Raw genomic sequence first — 21,784 nt, forward strand, 5'->3', positions numbered from 1 at the left:
AACAGTACTATTCTGTGCGCTTTATGTCGGACGAACAGAAATGTGGTTATATACGTGATTTTAGGGGTTCTTGTCGGACGAACACGTCGTGGGCGGTGGTTATTGCTGTTGTTTTGTCATAACGCATTTTCTGGTGGGGGTGTTCGTCGGAGATTCGGGTCAAATGCCAAATTAAGCGCAGAGAGGTAGGGAGCAAGTATTTATTAAGTAGTTATTAGGGGTGGCTAATGGGGTTAATGATTAGTTGTCCGGTCGGCCTTGACGCTGACCGTTTAAAACGAAAAAACCGCCACTTGAGCGGTTGGCCTAAGTGGCGGTCTGAGGGCTCCTAACCTGGAGCCGTATGTCTTCTTGGAGCTGGGACTGGCCCGGCCTGTTTACTCGAGGTAGAGAGAGCGGAGCTTGGCCAGTTTGTTTTGGTCGAGCTGCAGGGCTTCTTCGAAATAAGCGTCGTAAGAGCCGTACTTTGACTTGATGGCGTTGAAGGCGGACTGCATCCAGCTGATGCGGGTGCCCATGAATTGTTTCATGACGATGGGGTCGACGCCGTAGTGAGCCGCGTATTGTTCCACCACGGAGTCTGGCATGGTCCAAACTTTCCCGGAGATCATGTAGTCCTCGAGGATGGTTGCCTCATCTACTCCCAGGGCGAGCAGGATCAGGGCGGAACCGACTCCCGCTCTATCTTTGCCGGCTTGGCAATGGAAGACGAGGGCGTGCTCGTCGTCTAGGAGCTGGGCGAAGATTTTGGCGTAGAGGGGAGCTGCATAGAGGGCAAAGCCAGCATAGGCATTCTCCATGAGCTCGTTGCCGAGGACTTCAATCTCTTCGTTGGATTTGCCTTGGAGGGCGAGCATGGCGCTCTCGTCGATTTTCTTGCCGGTTGCTTTTGCGAGGGCTTCCTGGATGTTGAGGTTTATGTAATCGATGTCGGAATCCTCAGGGAGGCGGTCTGGACTCTTGGCGAGCTCCTTCTCGTCGCGGAGGTCGCAAACGGTACCGATGTTCAATTCCTTGAGAAGCTCTTGATCGGAATCGGTGAGCTTATCCAAGGCGTTGGAGCGATAGATTTTTCCCCATTTAACGGTCTTGCCTTCTTGAGTGGTGTAACCACCCAGGTCGCGGAAGTTTTGGGCTCCCTCCATGCCTGGGAAACGGTCGTGTTCGCTGGAGGCGAAAACCGTGGCGCTTGCTATTGTAAGGCTGGCGATGGTGGCTGCGGTGCGTATCCAATTTTTCATAGTCTTACTTGTTTAAGGATTAGAATTGTGTGCGAAGGCCGAGAAGGTATCTGCGTCCGAAGCCTTCGACTTCGATTGGCTGGTCGGATGTGGCTTGGTAGCGTACTCCGCGTTCGTCAGTGAGGTTGTTTGCGTCTAGGAACAGTGAGAGATTTTCGGTCAGCTGGTAGCGTCCGGAAAAATCGACGCGCTCGGTCGCGGCCCAGTAGATGTCGCCGCTGTCTTCGAAGCCGACGTCGTCGAGCCAGTCGTCGCGCCACTGGTAGCTTAGGCGCAGCGAGAGGCCGTGCTTTTCGTAGAAGAGCGAGGAATTGACGATGGTGTCGGAGGTGCCTGGGAAATTGGCCGTGCGTCCGTCTGGCGTGTCGAACGAGCCGTCCAGGAAGGAGAGGTTAAACTGTACGCCAAGACCGTCGAGAGCCGCGGGCATGTTGTCGGGGCGGTGCAGGAGGTTGAACTCCAGTCCCGATAGGGAGCCGCTTCCGCCGTTGAGGGTGGTGGTGTATTCGTAGCCGGAGCGGTCGATATCGTCGGAGTTGTAGCGGTCGTCCCCCACGGTGGTGGTGAAGTCGAAAATCACGTCTTCAACTTCGCGGTGAAAGACGCCTGCAGAGAGAAGTGAGGAGGTGGAGAAATACCACTCCACGCTCGCGTCTAGGCCGTAGGTCTGTTCCGGATCGAGGTAAGGGTTTCCGCCGCTAACGCTTTCATCGGTATCGCTAATGCTGGCACTGTAGCGAAGCTCGCCGAAGTCAGGTCTGCCGATACCGGTAACCGCTGCAAGGCGGAGTTTGGTATTGTCGTTCAGGTCGAGGTTGTAGTGAACGCTTGGGAAAATGTCCGAGTAGTCGTTTGAGATTTCCTGATGGATCGGAGTCTCGTCTACGATGAGATAGCCGCCGCTGTTGATATCCACAGATTCGATACGGAAGCCGGCGATGAGCTCGCTATCCTGATGCTTCCAGGTGAGCATTCCGTAAGCGGAAAGGATGTTTTCCTCGATTTCGAAAATCCCGTCGGCTGCGATGTTGGCGGTCGGGTCGTAAAGTCCCGCAGCCTGCAAAGTAGCAAGAGCTCCGTCGAGCGACTCGCGTAGGCCGATGTTGTCAACGTAGTCCACTTGGAAGCCGAGCGGGAAGTCGGAGTCCCAGTTTTGCGAGGTGATGTATGGGCTCGTGTCCCAGTCGGCTCCAATCGCAGCGAGGTAAGGCGAGAGGTAAACGGTGTTGTAGCTGGTGAGGGTGTTTCCGTCAGCCGAGCGGTCGTCGTATTGAAGTCCGAACTTCGCGATCAAATCGTGCTCGCCGTGGACGAACTCCCTTTGGGCATCGACGCCGAAGGTATTGGAGTCCGAAACGGTGGACGATTCGATCGGCAGGAGCAGGTCCATGCCGAAAGCAGTCTGGTCGAGGCTAGCGAGTGAGTCGCCCCTCGCAATGACTCCTTCCTCCGGACGGTAGTCGGTAGAATAAAGGTCGATGATAGGAGTCCCGGAGGTGAGGCCCGAGTAGGACAAGCTGTAGAAGAGAGAAGGATCCGTCTGCAGCTGCATGAGGATCGGGAGGTCGGTGGAGAAGTCGGTCTCGGTGTAGTTGAGTTTCCAATTCAGATTCCACTCGCCGAGCTTGTGCTCGTAGCCGAGGTTGTTGGTCCAAGTGGAGTTCTTGTAGTTTCCGTACTCCAACATGCCGCGAACGGGGACGCCAACCAAGTCGCATGAGTCCGCCAAGGCAGTGCCGGAAATGGCGTCGTCGAGGAGGAATATATATTGGTTGCGTTGCTCGTCGTCATTGAATTCCGAGTACACGGTAGAGATCGTGATCTTCGAATCTTCGGTCGGCGTGAAATCGAACTTAAGGCTGCCAGCATTGTTTTGGCGGCTGAGCTTGTAGCTGCGGAAGTCGATGTCTTCCGGGACGCCGTCCGACCAGCCGAATTCGCGGTTGTCGGTCGTCTGGTCCATGCGGAAATGGGAGGCCGAGGCGGCGATACCCCAATTGCTGCCACCCGCCAGGTATTTGACGGAAGCGCGTCGTTGCATGCCGTCTCCGAGCTCAAGGGTTCCGTATCCAAATTCTGCGGATGCTTTAGGAGAGATCAAACCGAGTCCGGAGCTGGTTTTGATATTTACGCGCCCAGCGATCGACTCGGCTGGCATGTCCGGAGTCATGGTCTTGTGAACTTCGAGCGTATCGATGATGGAAGAGGGGACGGAGTCGAAACGGAAAACTCGCTCCTCCGCTCCGATAACATTTACGCCATCGAAAGCGACGGTCGTCCAGCGGGCAGGAGCTCCGCGAACTTGGATGAAACGTTCCTGTCCTTGGTCGCGTTGGACCGCTACGGCAGGAAGGCGCGCGAGGGCGGCGGCCGCATTTTGGTCGGGGAAATTTCCGATCGCGTCGGAGGCGACCACGTTGACCACTGTGTCGGATCGCCTTTGCAGGCTGATCGATTCCTGCTGGCTATGGTAGATCGGAGCTGACTTGACGAAGATCTCATCGAGCTCGGTTACGTTGGTGTCGCTGAATTGGGTATCCGCGATTTCCGCGGCGTAGAGAACGCCGGACAATGCCGAGAGGAAAAGGACGGCACCGGTTTTTGCTAGTTTGGCCTGTTGTTTCATTTCTGTAGGAAGTTTAAGCGCTAGGATGAATAACGTACGTTATCGCTTACACTAGGAGAAATGAGGAATGGCAGGTGAAGATTGGGATTCAGGAGGGTAACAGGGGTGTTACATGAAAAGATAAGGTAACAAGCGTTACGCTTTGACATGGAAAAGCTGCTAAATCACTTACTGGTTCATGGTATCGGATACAGTAAATGTGGAGGGCGAGGCTTTGGATCTCGGCTGCCTCGGTTTGGAAGAGTTGGGGCTCGGTCAGCCTGCGGACCTTATGCAGCGCGAAAGCGAAGTTCGCCGACGGATTCTGGGAGCCGCTCTGCCCTTGTTCGCCAATCAAGGCTTCGATTCGACACCGGTGGACCAAATCATTTCCGATTCCGAAGCCTCACCCAGTACCTTGTATCGCCAGTTCGAGAACAAGGAAGGATTGCTCAACTGCCTCTACTCCATCGCTCACGCGGAGTTCGCCGAATATGTCTCAGTGGAAGCGGGAGAAATCTGGAGAGATATCAGTTTCTACGAAGTATTGAGGCGCGGCGTTGCTTATGGGATGTATCGGCCAAATCGCTACAAGATACTTTTTGTGAGGAATTTCACCGGTATCCTGCGGGAAGAGAATTTGAAGGTGAGCGAACTCTTCCGGCAAGGGAGCTTGGAAATCCTGAAACTCGGACAAGAGAAGCGATTCATTCGGGAGGGGGATGTGCAGATGCTCGATTCGGTGATCCGCGGTGGCATCAATAACACCCTTCAGCAGTTCGCCGAAAATCGGATCGAGCTGACTCGCACGAACTTCGATTTCCTAGTCCGCATGATTTGGGACGCGATCCGGTTTTAAGAGACCGCGTTCCTGAAAACCTGTAGTGAGTTTACCGCTACAGGGCTTGGTAAGTGAAGTCGCTAAGCGTGACGCTTCCTTCGCCGAGGCTGCAGATGCCGACTTTTAGGCTTAGGAATCCACCGAAGACATTGTGGTTTAAGCCGGATACTTCCATACGGGTGGGGTGGAGGCGCCACGTTTGGCCGCCGTCTACGGAGTAGTGGTAGGTGATGACATTGCGATCGTTGGTGATGCGTCCACGGACCTTTTTGCCCTCGAGAGGAACGCTGGCCCACTCTTCGGTCGTGGCGTACTGGTAGGTCTTCGCTTTCTCTCCGGTGAAGCCGATGCCTACGAGAGCTTTCGGGTTGTAATAGAGCAAGAATGCACCTTCCGCATCGCCCTCGATTTCGAAGTTCATTTCCACCTGGTAAGCTTGATCCATGGCGATGCAGGTGAGGGGCGAGCTATTGGCAGGCGAGTCGCCCGAGGCGGCAAGGGTGAGGGAATTCTCGCCGTAGGAGACACGATCCATCTCGTCCGGTCTTGGGTCGTGGAAGGCCCATTGCACGCCGAATTTGTTACTGGTGGGATCTCGACCTTTTTTCTAGATCGGGCAGGCAGCAAAGATCGAATCCCGCGGCAGCCGGGGAGGAGTCTGCTGCGTTTTTGCTACTCCTTCATTTTAGGCCCAGCGATGAGGCTGAGAGATGCCCACGCTAGGCCGACTATCATCAATCCGCTTCCGGCCAGCAGGGAGGCATTCACTTGGCCAGGCGTTTGCATGTCGAAGGTGAAGACCGTCTTTCCGAAAGCGTCGGTACCCACTTCGATATCGGAAGCTTCCTCCGGGAAACTAATGGTAAAGACTTGTTGGATACTGCCTCCAAATTCCTGGGGGTTGTCCACGTACATAAACTTAGCGTCTCCCAATTCGGTGATGTCTGCGTTTCTGACTCCTGTCTCGAAAATCCAATTACCGCGCTTGTCTACTTTGCACATGCCTAGGGCGGTGAACTTCAGTTCGAAACTCCGCTCCATGTCGTTTCGCTTGAGATCGAAGTCTCTCAAGACGTAGGCCGGCATGCTCCTTTGGGTTTCGCGTTTGAGGGCGGCCGGGTTGTTCCCCACGGTTTCCTGCCAAAGATCCCATTGCGAGGCGGGCATGGTCATGGAGGTGACGACTTCGACGTTGCCCACCTTGTCCATGTTCATGGCGATCTTCTGCTTGCTTTGAGCGAAGGCAGCGGTGGCGAGTATCAGGCTGGCAAGAGCTAGGATGGGAGTTCTCATTGGATGGTATTGAAAAGTTGGAGGATGGTCTGGGAATTTGCTTGGTAGTACTGGATGGGCGATCCGATCGAGACGATGCGAATGCCGTTGTTGTAGGGAAGGGCTTTGCCGATCCAATTGAGAGTCATTCCGTAGCCGTGGGTTTGGCCCATGATCTGGTTCCCTTGTTCGAATTGGTACACAATGTTCATCCCCTGATAAGCCAGCTGTTGCTGGATCTGGCCCATGGCCATGGCTGGATCGTTGGTGGGTACATCGAAAACAGAGGCGGCGATAGTCATGTCTGGCGAAGAGATTTGGGCCGTCAATATGGGTAGGTTCGCTTCCGGGTGCTGGGCGGTTATCCAGCCGTTGGGTATTGCGATCGACAATGGGGGGCCGGTGACGGCGGGCGTGAAGTTGGGCTGCGGTGGATTTGGACCATTGACGACTGGCCAAGTTTCGCTGGGCCCCGGTTGCGGAGCTGGAGTCAACGGTTTGTTGTCGAAGTTCTTGGCCAGTTCGTCGATCTTTCCGCGAAGATAGGAGTCGTCCTTCAAGCTCATGGGGATAGCGCCTTCCCCGTTCAGTTGATGTACGTCGATGATCGTATATCTGGGGTCGCCTTGCTGAGCGGCGGTTATGAACTTATCGAGAGACTTCATTCCAGTCTCGTAGGCCTCGTCCGCGGTAGCGCTGCCGCCAATGCCTTCCCCGCCAATCCCTGTGGCTTCGATGGCGAAGTATTGGTCGTTGATTTTGACTCCCGGATACATGTGCCCAGGTACGATATACAGCACGGGATCGAGGCCCGCCGCAGAGCAGACGCTAGCGTAAAGCATGCTGAGCTCGGCGCATTGGCCCGTGTTTCCAGTGATCACTTCTCGCGGCAGGCGGAACTCTTGGGAGTTGCTCGATACATCGTCGTACTCCTTGGGTATGCCGCCCGAGCCGCCGTAGACCATGCTCGTCATCAAGGTCGCTTCATAGAGTTTCTTCAGGAAGCGAACGGCTTCTTTGGGACGGTCTACTACTCCCGCGTCGTCTCCCTTCATAACCTTTTGCTGAACCACCTGAGTGTAGTAGCGGATGAGCGGATCGTTGGGGGTGACGAAGCAGGGAAAGAGGACCGCATTTGAGCGGATGTCTGCCCAGCCGCTGATTTCGTCCGGAGTAATGTTCGTGTAAACGAAGTTGTTCCGGCCGGCGATGCGGAAGCCAAACTCGGACTCTATTACGTCTTTTTCGGCAACGTCTTCCCAGGTAATCTCGATTTCGGCTTTCTCTTGGGATTCGGTCATCTTGTCGGTGATCGAATCCGCAAACTTCGGGTAGCAGGTCGCTACGGTGGTTTGTCCCGGATGTAGCTCGCCCGTAAGCGATAGCTCAGTCCATTCCGATATGTATCCAGGTATCCGGTACTTTATGGAAACGTCCTTGTAGACTTTCGGGGAGTCGTTTCGAAGGATGGCCTTGAACAAATAGAACCGGCCGTCAAGGGCTTCCGGGTTGGCATAGACCTTGTGGGCCGCCGGCATGACGTAGGCTATCTTTTCGATTTCAAGGTCTAGGTTGCCGGAGTCGTCTGATCCGAGAAAACCAAATAATATTAGCGCTAAACCGACGACCGCTGTGCAAAGCGGTAAGAGGAGACGTTTCATAGCTGAGTAAGCAAATGGTGTTGGACCGAAACCGTTGTGAGCTGCGGTTTCATTCAGGTAGGCGAACGTCCGGATTCTAGTCTTAGAGTGGGTAGTTTCGCCATACGCTAAAGCGCGTACGCGGCCAAAAGTTTCTTTCGGCCCAAACGGAGATGGGTAGAGTCGCCACGTTCCTTAGCTCTAATCTCAAAACCAAATAGTGATATTATGAATACGTTCCTGGCTTTGTTTTGTACTTTGATGATGGTCCTCCCCGGGGAAGCGAAAAGCGACGGTGAATTCGGCTCCTTGACGAATGTAATCTCGGTGGGAGAATCGGGGGCCTGGTCAGGAACTTGGGACGCGGGGTCCTACTGGATGCGGAATGCTTCAGATGCGGGGGCGATCCGTTATTTCTTCTCCAATGAGTCCAATGACTTCGGAGCTCGTCGCATCAGTGTCGAAGTCAACGTGGACGATGCTCCGGCTGATGGGCGAGCTGGTTTGCTCTACGCTTACCACGATTCGCCCAAGGTCTACTACATGCTCTTGGTCGGAAACGACGGCATGTTTGAGATCTATAAACGGGACGAGGGCGGGGTGCGAATGATGACTGGTAGCTCCTTTGATTTTTCGGAAAGTGGTTACCAGCGGATAGAGATTCGCGAGAAGGGCAAGGAGGTCAGCTTCTACGTCAATGGTCGAAACCTAGGCTCTATCGAGTCGGATGCGACGGGCAGCGGAGCTGTGGGAATTGTGGCTATGAACCTCGGCAATTTCGGATTTCGCGGCTACGAAGATTGAGTCGGGCAAAAGGGGGCCCTGAGTCGCAATGCTCTCGATGTGCGGCCCTTTAGGCCACGATTTCGCGGCAGGTATTTATGGCGGCGAGTCGCGTTTCCACGCCCAGCTGTTTGTAGATGTTTTCGACGTGCTTCTGCACCGTTCGGTAGCTGATACTCAAGATGACTGCGATTTCCGGATTGGTCTTGCCCTGGGCCATCCACTGGATGACCTCGATTTGCCGACCGGTGAAGCCGTAGCGAGACAAGGCTTCGGAGGAAAGAAATTCGTTTTCGTCCCAGATGAGGAGGGACCAGCTGTCGTTTTCCCGTTTGCTTCGGGAAAGGAGCCGAGCGCCTTTCTCCAAGGCTTTTGGCACTTCGCGAGTGGTCCCGATCGGTGCCTCTAAGCTGTATGAGAACTGGTCTGGTATTTGGTGCAGCGAGTCCGGTTGAAGGTACTTTTTTATCAAAGCGTTGGCACGTTGGTCCATGGTATGGATGAACCGCCCGGTACCGTGGATGACGCCGGCGTGTTTCGAGCTGCTGACACTGCCGGCCAGACTTTCCTGCAATAAGCGCTGCTGGATGATGCTGGAAACGAGAGGCTGAAGGATCTCCAAGCGCTCTACGTCGCGCTCCGAGAAGTCGCCCGAGCCCCGGGAGAGCACAAAACTGGTGCTGAGTCCGGAAGGGGCCTGAATCCCGAAGGTCAGCATGCTGTGAGTATACCCGCGGTAGCATTCGCGGTAGATGGGGCTTTCCTCGAATTGCCGGCGCGAGGAGAAATCCGTAAAGCGCAAGGGCGGGCTGGTGCCGTGCTTGCGAGTGTACTCGATCATGGGGTTCTGATGCTTAAAGAGCGGAAGCAAATTGCGTCGCTCCTCCGGCATGAGAAATCCGTCCAAGGAAAAGTGAAAAGCGTTTTCCGTATCGAGGTCTACGGTCCCAAAATTGATGGTATCGTAATCAACCGCCTCCTTCAGATAGAGCATGATTCGGCGAATCATATCCGCAAAGGAGAGTTGCTCGAGGGGTAGGGCGGATATGGATCGGCTGACCCTGGCGAGGTTGGCTGAGTTCATCTTGGGTTGGAAAGGCGTAGGTAACGTTAAACCGCATCGAAAATTAGGGGCCGATCTTGCTTTGGTAAAGTTCCGATTGCAGAACGATGCAGATATTTGAGGGAGAGCGTTGGTGGCTGTTGGTAGCGTTTCTCTCGAGGGAGGACGGGTGCAACTCAACGCTTCAGTAGTTTAATCGTAGGTTAGAGGGCTGGTTGAGGTTGAGTTTTGTGCGGAGTCGTTGTGGACTTTTGCCGCATGTTCGAAACGCGTATGCGTTTCGCAGATACGTGCCATGGTTATGGATCACGCCCCCACGCCGGTCCTGGCCTGCCATACCTCGCTAACCAGTAACTCCCATACTATGAAATTGATTAACGCGCTCGCTCCGGCAATCGCACTCGCAGCTACCCTTTCAGCTGAGCCGGTTCACCAGATGACAGTGAATCCGGAGGAATCAAATGGCACGATCAGCAGCCATCTCTACGGCCATTTCGCCGAACACCTTGGCCGCGGCATCTACGACGGCTTTTGGAAGAAGGATGCCGCCGGTGACTACATCATTCGCGACGACGTGGTCGCAGCCATGAAGGAGCTCGGAGTTCCCAATCTACGTTGGCCAGGCGGATGTTTCGCCGACTATTATTTCTGGGAACATGGCATCGGTCCCAAGGAAGATCGCCCCTCGGTGGTAAACAATCTTTGGGGTGGCGTGACAGAGGATAACTCTGTTGGCACGCACGAGTTTATGGATTTGGTAGCTGAGTTGGAAACGGAGCCCATCGTGGTGGGTAACGTGGGCAGCGGCACCGTCGAAGACATGGCTAACTGGTGGCAGTATCTCAACCACCCCGGTGAGAGCCCGATGTCCAAGTTGCGTGCCGAGAACGGCCGCGAAGAGCCTTGGAACGTACATTTCTTCGGTGTGGGCAACGAGAGCTGGGGCTGCGGAGGAAGCATGCGTCCAGAATATTACGCCGACCTCTACCGTCGCTTTTCGACCTTTTTGCACGCTTACGGCGATGTGAAGCCCTTCCGTATCGCTACGGGACCGGCGGAAGATGATTACAATTGGACCGAAGTCGTGATGGAGCGTGCCGGCGATATGATCGACGGTATCGATCTGCACTACTACACGCTGGATGGCTCTTGGTCGACCCACAAGGGGCAGGCTGTGAACTTCGATGAAGGCGGCTGGTTCCGCCTCATGAAGCGTGCCATGTTTATGGACGAGCTTCTCACCAACCACTCTGCCATCATGGACGAGTACGATCCGGAGAAACGCGTTTGGTTGATCGTCGGTGAATGGGGTACTTGGCATGAGCAGGAAGAAGGGTCGCACCCAGGTTTCCTCTACCAGCAAAACACGCTGCGCGACGCACTGACTGCATCCGTTACGCTCGATATCTTCCATCAGCACTTGGATCGCGTGAAGATGGCCAATATCGCCCAGACCATCAACGTGCTGCAGGCCATGATCCTGACCGATGGCGAGCGCATGCTTCGCACGCCGACCTATCACACTTTCGACCTCTACAAGCCGCACCGCGAAGCGACTGCTTTGGCATTTGAGCTAGAAGCAGGCGAGTATGCAGGAGAAGGCGAAACCCTACCAGCGGTGAGCGCTACGGTTTCCAAGAATGAGGAAGGACGTATCCACGTGAGCCTGACGAATATTGATCCAAACGAAGCTCGCACCGTCGAAGTTTCGTTCGATGGAATCAAGAAGCTCAAGATCAAGTCCGCTCGAATCCTCACAGCAGAGGAGATGAATGCTCGCAATACTTTCGATGCTCCGGACGCTCTCGTTCCTACCGAGTTCGAAGGGGCTAAGTTTGCCAAGGGCAAGCTCGTCGTTTCGCTCCCTGCCAAATCGCTTGTAACGATCGGCTTGGAGTAGCGTATCCGGTTTCTAATACCTTTATTTTTAAGGCCTCGGTTTTGTGCCGAGGCCTTTTTTTGTGTTCGTAGCCGAGTAGGGGCGGCGCTCCTGTCTGGGCCTTAGTCTGCGGGAGCGAGCTCTACGATCACAAGGGAGTAGGGCGGGAGCTCAAGTGGTAGCGACGCCTTTTTCAGCTTTTGCGTCTGGGTAGACGGGAGAACGGTTCCAGGCTTCTCCGCTGTGTTGGTATCGTCGAGTTCGCCTGCGAGGGTGGTGACCTTTACCTGTTTCGCCAGTTTCGAATCGGATGCGAAGTTTAGTGTCACCGGAATGGGATTGTCCGCTCCATTGACCAGTTTGACGAAGGCGTTTCCAGATTCGCTATTGCGAACGGCGGAGGCGGCAAAGCGTTGTTCGAGCGTAGGGATTTCCGCCTGGAGGTATTCGTCGCCACGCGTTTCGCCGAAGAGTTTTTGCACTTCGTAGCTAATGGTTGGATACACGGTCTGATTGTCGAAGTAGATCAAGTCAGGGTTCCACTGGGTACGACCGATCTTGGCGAGCAGTGGGGCGTAGGATGCCATGATGACCACGTCGCCATTTCGTTCCAAGGACGTCATGAAAGCGGCTTCGGCGAGAGCAGAGCGAAGGGTGAGCCGTCGTCCTTCATCATGGGCGGCGTATTCGCCAAGGTATACTTTTGACTCGGAGCGATCGTAGGAGTCGTAGCGATCTAGGTTGTCCCAAAACCAATCAGGGTCGCGGTAGTAGTGCTCGTCGACGACTTCGAGCTGCAGTTCGTTGGCTATGCTCCAGCCTATTTCGAAGTCCTCTCCATCGGGGAAGGGGCCGACGGTACCGATGACGGTGATTTCCGGATGCGCATTCTGGATGGCATCGTTGATCAGCTTGAAGCGCTCCTCGAACTCGGGGGTCATTTTATCCTCGTTTCCGACTCCGACGTATTTAAGTCCAAACGGTTCTGGGTGGCCGGCGGCCGCTCGAAGGGATCCCCATTTGCTGTCGGCCGGTCCGTTGGCCCACTCGATCAGGTCGAGTGTGTCTTGGATGTAGCGTTCCATTTCTTCGATGGGCAGGCAGCTTTGGCCGATGTCGAAGGTTTGACCAGTGTGCTGGCAACTTACCGCAGCAGCAACTACCGGAACTGGGATTGCTCCGATGTCCTCGCAAAACTGGAAGTACTCGAAGTAGCCAAGTCCGACGCTTTGGTGGTAGCCCCAGAGGTTGGGCTGGCCCTTGCGCGTTTCCAGGGGACCGACGGAATCTTTCCAATCATAGAAGTTCTCCACGCCATTTCCATGCACGAGACAGCCGCCTGGGAAACGGATGAAGCGAGGGTGCAGGTCCGCAATGGTTTGGGCGATGTCTTTGCGCAGCCCATTTTCGCGGCCGCGGAAGGTATCGGCTGGAAAAAGAGAGACGATGTCTAAGGCGATTCCGCCCGCTTCGGTGGCCACTAGCTCGAAGCTCGCATGTGTATCCGTTTTCTGGGCAACAAGGCTCGTTTTGAGTTTTGACCAATCCGTGGTGAGCGGAGGGAGTTTACTCTCGGCGATGATGTCTCCGTTTTGAGCTACGATGCGGGCAATCAACTCGGGCGCCTTTTCCTCGGGCTTGGCGGGCGTCCAGCGAGGTCCAATATGCAGAAGTCGGGCGAAGGCGGAGACGTTGTAGGATTTGCCTTCCTCGACGGATATTCCGTCGAAACCAGGATTGCGGATGGCGGCTTTGCCCGAGGCGTTGTCGACCTTGAAGACGCCGTAGGTTGGGTTGTTTCTATGTAGCGGCCGGCCGGCATCGACGATCAAGCGAGCGGAGGCGTCGCCTTCGAGTGAAACTTCCCAGAAGGAAAGGGCGTTCCAGTCCGGTTGCTCCAAAGCTGAAAAGTCGAAGGAGCGGTTCTGGATCATCTCGGCGTAAAGTCCGCCGTCGGCGGCGTAGTTTAGGTCCTCGTAGAAGATGCCCCACAAGTTAGAGCTGATCGGCTTGGCCGGCTGGTCGAGGTGGACGGTGAGGTCGTTGGTTTCAGGAGAGCTGGCGGAGAAGCCGTTGTTTAAAGCCATGGATGCCATAAGGAGAGTAGATGAGAGTTTCATGGGGTAGTATGGGTGCTGCTAGAGGTGGTTGTTTTTTAGACCCTGTGAAGGTCTATCTCTGGAATGGGTCAGGTCGGGGAAACGCTTTCCCGCCAGTTTTTCGGCGCGGCCCCGGTACGCTTCTTGAACCAATTGGAAAAATGGAAGGGGCTGTCGAAGTTTAGGTGGGATGCGATTTCGCCCACGGTTTGGTCGCTCTCCCGCAAGAGTCGCTTGGCTCGCTCCAATCGTAGCTGGGTATGATAGAGTTTGGGGCTCAAGCCGGTGTATCGCTTGAACATACGTCGGAAGTAGGTGTAGCCGACATTTAGCTCTGCGGCCAACTCCTCTGCAGATATTGCTTCGTTGGTGCGTTCTCGGATAAGAAAGCAGGCCTTTCGGATGGAGGCACGGACCGCTTGCTGTTCTTCTTTTTGGCGACTTGGTAGGCTCGTGGATAGTGCCAGTATCTGAATGATCGCGGAAGCCACGATGCGGCGAAAGCCCAGAGATTCCGCTTTTGCTTCGTCGTGGACGATTTGGAATTGGGTCAAAATCATGTCGGCGTGGCCCACCTCAAAAATCGGCTGTTGGCGGTTTACAATTCCCTGTTCGTGCAAGGATCGAATGTAAGATCCATCGAAGGCGATCCAGTGCTCTTCCCATCCTCTGACCGGATCGGGACGATAGCGATGCCACACTCCCGGAAAAAGAAGGAAAACAAAGGGTGCTTCCAGACTGACGGGCCCTGTTTCCTCCGTTTCCAGGATACCGCTACCACGAGATACGAAGAGGATTTGATATTCATCCAAAACTCTGCCACGTTCCCACTCGAAAAGATGATCTTCGGGGTGGTTACTGGGAGGGTAGCTTTCGCCCGGCTCGGTTTTAGAGTAACCGGCTCCCAAGGTGTCGACCTGCCAAGGCGACTTGGTTTCGGAGGCAGGCAGGTAGGTGGCATGAAATTCTGGCATGTGTCAGAAGTTGTATGCAAAAGATCATTCTGTCTATGGAGAAACGTCTTCGAATGAGCTAATATTCGCCCCTGCCTCACGAACCCCGATTAAATATTTCAATGAGTAATTCCGTACTATCTTCTCTCGACGCTCTCAAAATTGAACTGCCTTCATGGGGCTTTGCGGACACTGGCACTCGCTTCGGAAAGTTCTTCCAAGCCGCCTCTGCTATCGACACGGCCGACAAGTTTGCCGATGCGGGGATGGTAAACAAGATCACAGGCTGTTGCCCAACAGTAGCGGTACACGTGCTGTGGGATTTCCAGAAAGGGCAGGACCCGAAGGAAGTCGCTGCTGCAGCGGAAAAGCACGGGCTGAAAATCGGCTCAATCAACCCGAATCTCTTCCAAGACCAGCTTTACAAAACTGGCTCTTTTGGAAGTGCCGACCCAGCGGCTCGCTCCGCAGCAGTTCAGCATGGCGTTGAGTGCACTGAGCTCGGTAAGGTCGTTGAGAGCAACACTATCACCTACTGGTTTGCCGATGGTACCAACTACCCAGGCCAAGATGATATCCGTGCTCGCAAGCGCCGTTTCGAAGCATGCTTGAAAAGTTGCTACGAAGCTCTCTCCCCCAGCCAGAAAATGCTGGTGGAGTACAAGCCTTTTGAACCGGCCTTCTATCAGACCGACATCGCAGATTGGGGTATGTCTTACGTGATGTGCAAGAAGCTTGGTCCACAGGCCAAGGTTCTGGTCGATACAGGGCATCACTACCAGTCCCAGAACATCGAGCAGATCGTCGCTTGGTTGTTGGACGAAGAGATGCTTGGCGGGTTCCACTTTAATGATCGTCGTTACGCCGATGATGATTTGACCCTCGGTTCTATCGATCCGTACCAGATCTTCCGTATCTTCTCCGAGATTCACGGCTATGCTGCAGAGACCGGAGAGTACCCAGAGATCGACTACATGATCGACCAGTCTCACAACCTGAAGCCAAAGATCGAAGCGATGATTCAGACTGTGACTACCGCTCAAGAACTTTGGCTTAAGGCGGCTTTGGTTGACCGTGAGGCACTTCATAAGGCTCAGATCTCTGGCAACATCGTAGACGCCGAAGCCGTTTTGAAGAAGGCTTTCAATACAGACGTGACTGCGATGCTTGCTGAATGGCGTGAGTCCAAGGGCGTCGCAGCTGATCCATTGGCTGCGTATCGTGAGTCCGGATACGCTGAAGAGATCGAAGCTGACCGTACTCGCCGCCGCAAGGAAGCAGGCATCACGCAAGAAAGCAGCTACGCTTAATCAACTTTTGTTTAGATATTGTATATTGTCGTAGTGTGATTTGGTCACCGCCTTTGGGGGGCGGTGACCTTTCTTTTGCATACTTTTAACTCAGAGAGGTTGAATGTAGCGAAATTTACATTACGGATAAATCTAGTTCAGAAAAGACGGGGCAACCTTCGGGAACTGACCTTGGTAGCCTTGTTTTTTCGGAGAGTATATTCGAAAAATGGATGCTTCAAAAATAGCTGAAATCGTTAGGGAAACCCTAAGAAACCAGAAGTTGCTGGAAGAAGAGTCGGAGGCTGCGAGTTCTCCCTCCACCAGCGTTTCCTCGCCCGTGTCTAGCGGTGCCAAGTCCGGCAGGGCGGCAGTGCTCGTGGAGCCGCGTCGCTTGGAAATCCGGGAGTTTCCGCTGAGGGCAATCGGGCCTGATGAGATCTTGGTCAAGGTGGAGGCTTGTGGCGTTTGCGGCACGGATGTCCACTGCTATAAGTCGGATCCTTTTGGACTCGCTCCTAACGTGCTCGGTCACGAAGGCACAGGCGAAGTGATTGAAATCGGAGCGGATGTAGCGATGGATAGCGTCGGAAAACCGGTTAAGGTGGGCGATAAAATCGTTACCAGTCTGCTTGAAGTTTCGCCAGATTGCTTGATTGCCAAGTACAACCCGGCCAAGTCGAACTTGAGCGACGATCTCAAGGTTTATGGACTGCTGCCCGACGAGCCGAACAACCATTTCAACGGTTACTTCGCCGAGTATCTAATCATTCGTCCCGGCTCCTCGTTTTTCGTGGTTAACGATATGAGCGTGGATCTGCGTTGCTTGATCGAGCCGGCAGCGGTGGTTTGTCACGCTTTGGAACGAGCTAAGAGCTGCGGTGGAAACCGTCTTAACTTCAGATCTCGTATCGTGGTGCAAGGCTGTGGGCCTATCGGATTACTGATGATCGCGGTACTGCGCACTCATGGTGTTAACAACATCATCGCTTTGGACGGAAATCCTAATCGCCTCGAGATGGCTCGTTCGTTGGGTGCCGATGAGACGATCAACTACAAGGAGTACGCTGGGGTCGACGAGATCGCGGAAAAGGTGAAGTCGCTCACCAAGGGGCTGGGCGCTCATTGGGGGTTCCAGGTGACAGGCGTTCCCGTGGCTCACGCCAATCTGTATAAGATGATTCGCCGCGGCGGAGGTATTTGTGAAGTCGGCCACTTCGTAGATGGAGGGGAGTGCGCGATCAATCCTCACCGTGATATTTGCTCCAAGGAAATTACCTTGGTTGGCAGCTGGGTGTATAATAGTTTTGAATACCCGAACGCTTACCACTTCTTGCAGCGTGCGGAGCGGATCGGTCTGCCTGTATCCTCAATCATTACCCACAAGTTTCCGCTCGATCAGATCGACGAAGCTTTCCAGGTGAATTTGCGCCAAGAGGGTGTGAAGGTCGTGGTGGAAGCGTAGGCTTGCCGCTGATTCGATTCCCGCTCTCTTCGTTTTCTGGTGCGTTTGCTGCGTTTTCGCGGCGGACGCATTTTTTGTATCAGGACCAAGAATCGCAAAAAAAGACGACGGCCGGAATGGCTCGTCGTCTTTGCGAACTGGTTTGGAAGCTGCGTGCTTACGCTTTCGCTTCTTTGGCGATGGCCACCGCTTTGGCGGCTGCCGCTTCGATGCCGTCCCAATCCTTGGCGGCGATCTTGTCTGTCTTGGCGAGCCAGGATCCGCCAATTGCGGATACGAGCGGGGAAGTGAGGTAGGAGGCCATGTTTCCTTCGTTGAGTCCTCCTAGTGGGATGAAGCTGATGCCGAGGTGCTTGTAGGGAGCGGCCATGGTGGAGAGCGTTTTCATTCCGCCAACCGATTCGGATGGGAAGAATTTCATGGTCTTGCAACCCAGCTCCAAGGCTCTCTCGATATCGCTGGGAGTCATGACGCCCGGAGCGAAGGGGAGGCCAACCTTGTCAGCGTATTCGATGATACGGCTGTTCAAGCCAGGAGCTACACCGAATGAGGCGCCCGCTTCCTTAGCGGCATCGACCTGCTCGGTGGTGAGGATGGTTCCGGCTCCCAAGAGGATTTCGGGGACTTCTTTGCTGATGGCGCGGATAGAGTCGAGGGCAGCTGGGGTGCGGAGGGTTAGTTCGATCGCGGTGATGCCTCCCTTTTGCAGGGCCTTGGCCATGGGTACGGCGTCGGCGGCATCTTCGATGGCGATTACTGCTATGATGCCGCTCGCGCGGATCTGATCTTCAATTTCTTTTGACAGCATAGTGGACAATATTGTTTGAAATGCGGTCAAATATGGTCTTTGGCAGGGGGCGTGTCAAAAGAAACTCGCCAACTTGCCACCTCTCTTTTCAAGGCTCTTGACTTGCTGACGGCAATTGCCTCGCGCGGCAATGGAATCAGTATTCAAGAACTGGTTTCCATCATGTCTTTGCCCCGGACGAGCCTGCTGAGATTGCTCGACAGTCTTGCCCACTATGGCTTGGTGGAGCGAGACGATCAGCGGCAGTACTACGTGACGGATGCGTTCCACGAATGGCGCCGTCGCGATCCCGACCAGCATTTGCGGGACCGTTTTGCTCCCATGATGAGGCGGGTGACGGATGAGCTTGGCGAGATGACAACGCTCGGACGCTTGGCTGGAAGGGTCATCAAGCATGTTCACTGCGAGGAGCCGGATCGGCGGGTTCGGGTTACCAATCCGATGGGGCGCCGATTTCGTATCGAAACCTTGGCAATGGGTAAACTCGTCTTGACGGTGCGTCCTGATCTGATTCCGGGGGATGCCAGCCAAAAGTTTCTGGGTGAGTTGGAGGAGATCCGGGAGCGAGGTTTTGCCATGAACTTTGCGGAGTCCGAAGAGGCGATCGTGGCCTGGGGGATCTGGCTTGGCGAGCCGTCGCCCTTGACTCCCTTGATGGCGATCACCTGGCCGGACTTTCGTTTTTCTCAGGAGTCCTTGGATCAGGCAAGGGAGCTCTTGCGGAAGGAGAGCTCGGATCTAGGGCCTTTTCCTCTGTTCGCTTAGACTTATTGCAAGCCACTTGCTGTACGGGTTTGCAAGTTGTTGGCGTTAAGCGAAATAAATGGCTTTTATTGCGAAAAAACTTGAGTCTGACTCAATCTTTGACTCCACATCGTCGTTCTTGGAGCGACCGATGAAATCCCTTGCTAGCATACTTTGTCTCTTTGCGACTGTCCTGAACGTGGCGGTTGCGTACTCGGGCGGTATGTTGTTTTGCGAGCATGATGAGGGATCTTCGCATTTGGTAAGCGCCGCGGTTCATGCCAGTAATCATCACGTAGATGACTGCCATCAAGTTGCTGAATTAGCGGATTGCGTGGGGCATGAATTGGGAGACTGTGATTCCTGTACGGATACAAATTTCGCTCAGGATGGTGCCCGAGAGTTGCTGCGAAACGCTGATCAAGCGAGGTTGGCACCTCCTCTGTTTGTCTATCTCGAAGCGTTTTGGATTGTAGATGACCATGCGTTCGAATTGGTCACTGAGAACGGGTTTTCTTCCCGGTCCCATCGTGTGCCCCCGGCTCGCTACAATTGTCTGCTAGCGAGAGAGACTGTATTGAGAATCTGATACAGACCTTCGTTTAGTCGGGCCACTTGCTTGATGTCAGGTGGCTAGTTGTCGCTTTGTGGCGGCTTCTCTTCGTCTTAGCCAAGGGATATCCATGTTCAGATTTTCATACCTTACTCAACTTACTGCGTTTACGCTTTTTGCTTTTTCAGTCCGTACCTACTCACAACCGCTCTCAAAGATTCAGGTTTTCGAGCTCGCCCTCGCTCACAATCCCGAGTTGCAGGCAGCTCGAAGTCTCGTCGAGGAGGCTATCGCTAGGAGCTCATATGCAGGACGACTCTCCAATCCTGAATTGAGCATCGAATACGCTGCGGACTGGGTTTTTAACAATGAAGGGGAGGCAACTTTCGGAGTCGGGATTTCCCAATCGTTTCCGCTGACCAAGCGACTTTCCGTACTCAAAAACATATCTGCTCAGGAGATAGAGCTCGCTAAGGCCGAACTGGAAAATCGAGAGCGTCTGCTGATGCTCGACGTCGCTTTAGCGTGCAATGAATTGTCGTACATAGAAGCGGAGTTGGCTTTGAGGCATTCTTTGGTCGAGATCGATGAGAAATTCGCTGAGTTTGTGGATGATCGAATCGCCGCAGCCGAAGCCTCTAGTCTCGACGCGAACCAAATCCGTATAGAGCTTCTTGCTCTGAAGCAGGAGATAAGTCGCTTAGAGGTAAATCGCCTCAGACTCCTGGGAGAACTTAGCGGCTTACTTGGCTCGGATCAATTAGTGGAGGTAGAGCTTCTGGAGCAAAGCGTTGTGCTTTCTTCAGGTTTAGATTTGCCGGAGTACAGTCGCGACGATCTGGATACGCATCCGGAATATCAATTGAGACGTAGGTTGTTTGAAATCGCGGATTCTAGAAAATCGCTCGTTTTGGCCGAGAGGTGGGAAGATATCACGGTGGGGCTCATGCTGGAAGACGAGAGGTCTGTCGATGAGCCTTTGGGAATAGGAAACGATCGGTTTCTAGGCGTCTCGGTATCGATACCATTGCCCATTCGTAAGGGTAACAAGGCTCTCTATTCGGAGGCTTTTGCAGCGAGTCGCAGACAGGAGCAGGCCCTTGAAAATATAGAGGATGAGCTTTTGAAGAACGCGGAAGTTCTGAGGCGAGAAGTCCTTAGCCTGTATGAACAAACACGATACTTTAACGAAAACGTAAGTGCACTTTTGGAAAGTAACATTGCTGAAATGAGCGAAGCTTACGGTTCCGGTCTCGTAAGTTTGGGAGAGCTGTTTCGCTCCCAGAGTCAGGCCCTTAATTTGAGATCTCGCCAACTTGAAATGGTGCGAGATTACGAGAGGGCTCTTATCCAGTGGCGTAGCGCTACAGCCAAAACACTTTAATTCCTTTTAGAAATGAAAATGAAACAAGTAGCCGTACCTTTTTTGGTCGCCGGACTTTGTATTTCCCTAAACGTTCGAGGAGCCGATAGGGTGATTCTTGACGAGATCGGGGTTAGAAATTTGAGAATCGAGACCGTGGAGGCTGATCTCAGAGATTTTGAGGAAACTGTCTTTGCGATTGGTAGAATTGAAGAGATTCCATCTAGCCGTTCCGTTCTCTCCTCCCGGATTGCAGGTCGTGTGATAAGCTTGGAGGCATTCGAAGGGGACACTGTATCCGAAGGGCAATTACTCGCTCGGGTAGAAAGCCGACAGCCCGGGAATCCTCCTCCGACGATCGATCTTTTAGCTCCGCAGCAGGGCTTGATAGTGGATTCGCATATCCGTCTCGGTCAACCGGTCGAACCTGACAATGAGTTGCTGGATATATCCGATCGCACTAAGGTCTGGGCGGTTGCGAAGATTCCTGAACAAGATGCTGCTGAGGTGCGGATCGGTACTCGCGCCCACATCCGAATTCCGGCTCTGGGAGAATCGTCCGTTGATGCGACCCTTTTTCGGTTTAGTGTGGAAGCTGACCGGACATCGGGAGCGGTCGAAGGGATCTTCCTCTTAGACAATCCAGACGGACGCCTGAGTCCTGGTATGAGGGCGGAATTTTCCATTGTTCTGGGGCAGCGATCGGACGTGCTCGCCATACCGAGAGAAGCTGTTCAAGGCGATCCCGCTCAGCGGGTAGTATTCGCAAGGGACTTTGATTTGCCCAACGCGTTCGTTAAATTGCCGGTCGTTCTCGGCGAGAAGAACAACGAATATGTCGAGGTTGTGGCGGGTTTATTTCCTGGTGATGAGGTGGTGACCCGTGGTTCCTACTCGCTTTCGTTCACGGGTTCTGGCGGAGGCCTTTCTTTAAAGGAAGCCTTGGATGCGGCGCATGGACACGCCCACAATGAAGATGGATCTGAAATCACCGACGACCATGATCACGAGTCGGAGCATGATGACGAATCGGAGCATGATCACGAAGATGAGGGTGTTCATGAGGAAACGCACGATCACACTTCAAGCAAGGCTCTCTGGGTGTATTCAGTTCTGGTGACAGTTCTTTGTCTGTGGATGGCCCAAAGGGTCTTTTTTGGAAAGAAGGCGAGGGAGGAATAGATAC

17 protein-coding genes and 1 pseudogene are annotated in these 21,784 nt (G+C 54.0%); 9 read left to right on the forward strand and 9 right to left on the reverse strand.

Annotated elements, in window-relative coordinates; all coding sequences use genetic code 11:
• Positions 1-377: 377 nt before the first annotated feature.
• Entirely contained in the window at positions 378-1,241 is an 864-nt protein-coding gene (locus H5P27_RS03470) for a tyrosine-protein phosphatase (protein ID WP_185658989.1), read from the reverse strand.
• A 19-nt stretch (positions 1,242-1,260) separates the two neighbouring features.
• Entirely contained in the window at positions 1,261-3,867 is a 2,607-nt protein-coding gene (locus tag H5P27_RS03475; RefSeq protein WP_185658990.1) for a TonB-dependent receptor, read from the reverse strand.
• Between the two features lie 178 nt (positions 3,868-4,045).
• On the opposite strand from H5P27_RS03475, the gene H5P27_RS03480 reads away from it, so the two are divergent.
• Positions 4,046-4,705, forward strand: a complete 660-nt coding sequence (locus H5P27_RS03480; protein WP_185658991.1) for a TetR/AcrR family transcriptional regulator — start codon at positions 4,046-4,048, stop codon at positions 4,703-4,705.
• A gap of 37 nt (positions 4,706-4,742) precedes the next feature.
• Here the strand turns inward: H5P27_RS03480 and H5P27_RS03485 are convergent.
• The 3 genes and pseudogenes from H5P27_RS03485 to H5P27_RS03495 all read right to left on the reverse strand — a co-directional run.
• Positions 4,743-5,261: pseudogene (locus H5P27_RS03485) on the reverse strand (beta-xylosidase family glycoside hydrolase); the annotation flags it as partial.
• 98 nt (positions 5,262-5,359) lie between these two features.
• On the reverse strand, positions 5,360-5,980 hold the full coding sequence (locus H5P27_RS03490; protein WP_185658993.1) for a hypothetical protein: 621 nt from the start codon (positions 5,978-5,980) through the stop codon (positions 5,360-5,362).
• On the reverse strand, positions 5,977-7,620 hold the full coding sequence (locus H5P27_RS03495; RefSeq protein ID WP_185658994.1) for a hypothetical protein: 1,644 nt from the start codon (positions 7,618-7,620) through the stop codon (positions 5,977-5,979). The genes H5P27_RS03490 and H5P27_RS03495 overlap by 4 nt, the downstream gene beginning before the upstream one ends.
• Before the next feature lie 207 nt (positions 7,621-7,827).
• Here H5P27_RS03495 and H5P27_RS03500 point away from each other — a divergent pair, with 207 nt between their 5' ends.
• A complete protein-coding gene (locus tag H5P27_RS03500) occupies positions 7,828-8,403 on the forward strand; it encodes a hypothetical protein (RefSeq protein WP_185658995.1) in 576 nt (191 codons plus the stop codon).
• A 49-nt stretch (positions 8,404-8,452) separates the two neighbouring features.
• Here the strand turns inward: H5P27_RS03500 and H5P27_RS19620 are convergent, their stop codons facing one another.
• Positions 8,453-9,466: a helix-turn-helix domain-containing protein gene (locus H5P27_RS19620; RefSeq protein ID WP_221774594.1), complete on the reverse strand. Its 1,014-nt coding sequence runs from the start codon at positions 9,464-9,466 to the stop codon at positions 8,453-8,455.
• A 415-nt stretch (positions 9,467-9,881) separates the two neighbouring features.
• Here H5P27_RS19620 and H5P27_RS03510 point away from each other — a divergent pair, with 415 nt between their 5' ends.
• Complete coding sequence (locus tag H5P27_RS03510) at positions 9,882-11,345, forward strand: alpha-L-arabinofuranosidase C-terminal domain-containing protein (RefSeq protein WP_185659616.1); 1,464 nt, start codon at positions 9,882-9,884, stop codon at positions 11,343-11,345.
• Positions 11,346-11,446: 101 nt separating this feature from the next.
• Here the strand turns inward: H5P27_RS03510 and H5P27_RS03515 are convergent, their stop codons facing one another.
• Both H5P27_RS03515 and H5P27_RS03520 read right to left on the reverse strand, forming a co-directional pair.
• Positions 11,447-13,444 (reverse strand): alpha-L-arabinofuranosidase C-terminal domain-containing protein, encoded by a 1,998-nt coding sequence (locus tag H5P27_RS03515; RefSeq protein ID WP_185658996.1) that lies wholly within the window; start codon positions 13,442-13,444, stop codon positions 11,447-11,449.
• 68 nt (positions 13,445-13,512) lie between these two features.
• Complete coding sequence (locus H5P27_RS03520; RefSeq protein ID WP_185658997.1) at positions 13,513-14,397, reverse strand: helix-turn-helix domain-containing protein; 885 nt, start codon at positions 14,395-14,397, stop codon at positions 13,513-13,515.
• A gap of 101 nt (positions 14,398-14,498) precedes the next feature.
• On the opposite strand from H5P27_RS03520, the gene H5P27_RS03525 reads away from it, so the two are divergent.
• Together H5P27_RS03525 and H5P27_RS03530 are read left to right on the forward strand one after the other, a co-directional pair.
• Positions 14,499-15,686 (forward strand): sugar isomerase, encoded by a 1,188-nt coding sequence (locus H5P27_RS03525; RefSeq protein ID WP_185658998.1) that lies wholly within the window; start codon positions 14,499-14,501, stop codon positions 15,684-15,686.
• A 208-nt stretch (positions 15,687-15,894) separates the two neighbouring features.
• Entirely contained in the window at positions 15,895-17,130 is a 1,236-nt protein-coding gene (locus H5P27_RS03530; RefSeq protein WP_185658999.1) for a zinc-dependent alcohol dehydrogenase, read from the forward strand.
• Between the two features lie 157 nt (positions 17,131-17,287).
• On the opposite strand, the gene H5P27_RS03535 is transcribed toward H5P27_RS03530, so the two are convergent.
• On the reverse strand, positions 17,288-17,938 hold the full coding sequence (locus tag H5P27_RS03535; RefSeq protein WP_185659000.1) for a bifunctional 4-hydroxy-2-oxoglutarate aldolase/2-dehydro-3-deoxy-phosphogluconate aldolase: 651 nt from the start codon (positions 17,936-17,938) through the stop codon (positions 17,288-17,290).
• A 51-nt stretch (positions 17,939-17,989) separates the two neighbouring features.
• Between H5P27_RS03535 and H5P27_RS03540 the strand changes: the two genes are divergently transcribed.
• From H5P27_RS03540 to H5P27_RS03555, 4 genes are all read left to right on the forward strand, one after another.
• Entirely contained in the window at positions 17,990-18,703 is a 714-nt protein-coding gene (locus H5P27_RS03540; RefSeq protein ID WP_185659001.1) for an IclR family transcriptional regulator domain-containing protein, read from the forward strand.
• 130 nt (positions 18,704-18,833) lie between these two features.
• Complete coding sequence (locus H5P27_RS03545) at positions 18,834-19,271, forward strand: hypothetical protein (protein WP_185659002.1); 438 nt, start codon at positions 18,834-18,836, stop codon at positions 19,269-19,271.
• A 94-nt stretch (positions 19,272-19,365) separates the two neighbouring features.
• Complete coding sequence (locus H5P27_RS03550; protein ID WP_185659003.1) at positions 19,366-20,619, forward strand: TolC family protein; 1,254 nt, start codon at positions 19,366-19,368, stop codon at positions 20,617-20,619.
• Between the two features lie 12 nt (positions 20,620-20,631).
• On the forward strand, positions 20,632-21,780 hold the full coding sequence (locus tag H5P27_RS03555) for an efflux RND transporter periplasmic adaptor subunit (protein ID WP_185659004.1): 1,149 nt from the start codon (positions 20,632-20,634) through the stop codon (positions 21,778-21,780).
• Positions 21,781-21,784 lie beyond the last annotated feature (4 nt).

Source organism: Pelagicoccus albus (assembly GCF_014230145.1).
Taxonomy (GTDB): Bacteria; Verrucomicrobiota; Verrucomicrobiia; order Opitutales; family Opitutaceae; genus Pelagicoccus; species Pelagicoccus albus.

Excerpts from the sequence above, each read along its gene's own strand:
- H5P27_RS03510 (WP_185659616.1), top strand. The coding sequence starts at position 9,882 with ATGACAGTGAATCCGGAGGAATCAAATGGCACGATCAGCAGCCATCTC.
- H5P27_RS03500 (WP_185658995.1), top strand. The coding sequence starts at position 7,828 with ATGAATACGTTCCTGGCTTTGTTTTGTACTTTGATGATGGTCCTCCCC.
- H5P27_RS03550 (WP_185659003.1), top strand. The coding sequence starts at position 19,366 with ATGTTCAGATTTTCATACCTTACTCAACTTACTGCGTTTACGCTTTTT.
- H5P27_RS03555 (WP_185659004.1), top strand. The coding sequence starts at position 20,632 with ATGAAAATGAAACAAGTAGCCGTACCTTTTTTGGTCGCCGGACTTTGT.
- H5P27_RS03495 (WP_185658994.1), bottom strand. The coding sequence starts at position 7,620 with ATGAAACGTCTCCTCTTACCGCTTTGCACAGCGGTCGTCGGTTTAGCG.
- H5P27_RS03525 (WP_185658998.1), top strand. The coding sequence starts at position 14,499 with ATGAGTAATTCCGTACTATCTTCTCTCGACGCTCTCAAAATTGAACTG.
- H5P27_RS03530 (WP_185658999.1), top strand. The coding sequence starts at position 15,895 with ATGGATGCTTCAAAAATAGCTGAAATCGTTAGGGAAACCCTAAGAAAC.
- H5P27_RS03490 (WP_185658993.1), bottom strand. The coding sequence starts at position 5,980 with ATGAGAACTCCCATCCTAGCTCTTGCCAGCCTGATACTCGCCACCGCT.
- H5P27_RS03535 (WP_185659000.1), bottom strand. The coding sequence starts at position 17,938 with ATGCTGTCAAAAGAAATTGAAGATCAGATCCGCGCGAGCGGCATCATA.
- H5P27_RS03520 (WP_185658997.1), bottom strand. The coding sequence starts at position 14,397 with ATGCCAGAATTTCATGCCACCTACCTGCCTGCCTCCGAAACCAAGTCG.
- H5P27_RS03515 (WP_185658996.1), bottom strand. The coding sequence starts at position 13,444 with ATGAAACTCTCATCTACTCTCCTTATGGCATCCATGGCTTTAAACAAC.
- H5P27_RS03480 (WP_185658991.1), top strand. The coding sequence starts at position 4,046 with ATGGTATCGGATACAGTAAATGTGGAGGGCGAGGCTTTGGATCTCGGC.
- H5P27_RS03475 (WP_185658990.1), bottom strand. The coding sequence starts at position 3,867 with ATGAAACAACAGGCCAAACTAGCAAAAACCGGTGCCGTCCTTTTCCTC.
- H5P27_RS03545 (WP_185659002.1), top strand. The coding sequence starts at position 18,834 with ATGAAATCCCTTGCTAGCATACTTTGTCTCTTTGCGACTGTCCTGAAC.
- H5P27_RS19620 (WP_221774594.1), bottom strand. The coding sequence starts at position 9,466 with ATGAACTCAGCCAACCTCGCCAGGGTCAGCCGATCCATATCCGCCCTA.
- H5P27_RS03470 (WP_185658989.1), bottom strand. The coding sequence starts at position 1,241 with ATGAAAAATTGGATACGCACCGCAGCCACCATCGCCAGCCTTACAATA.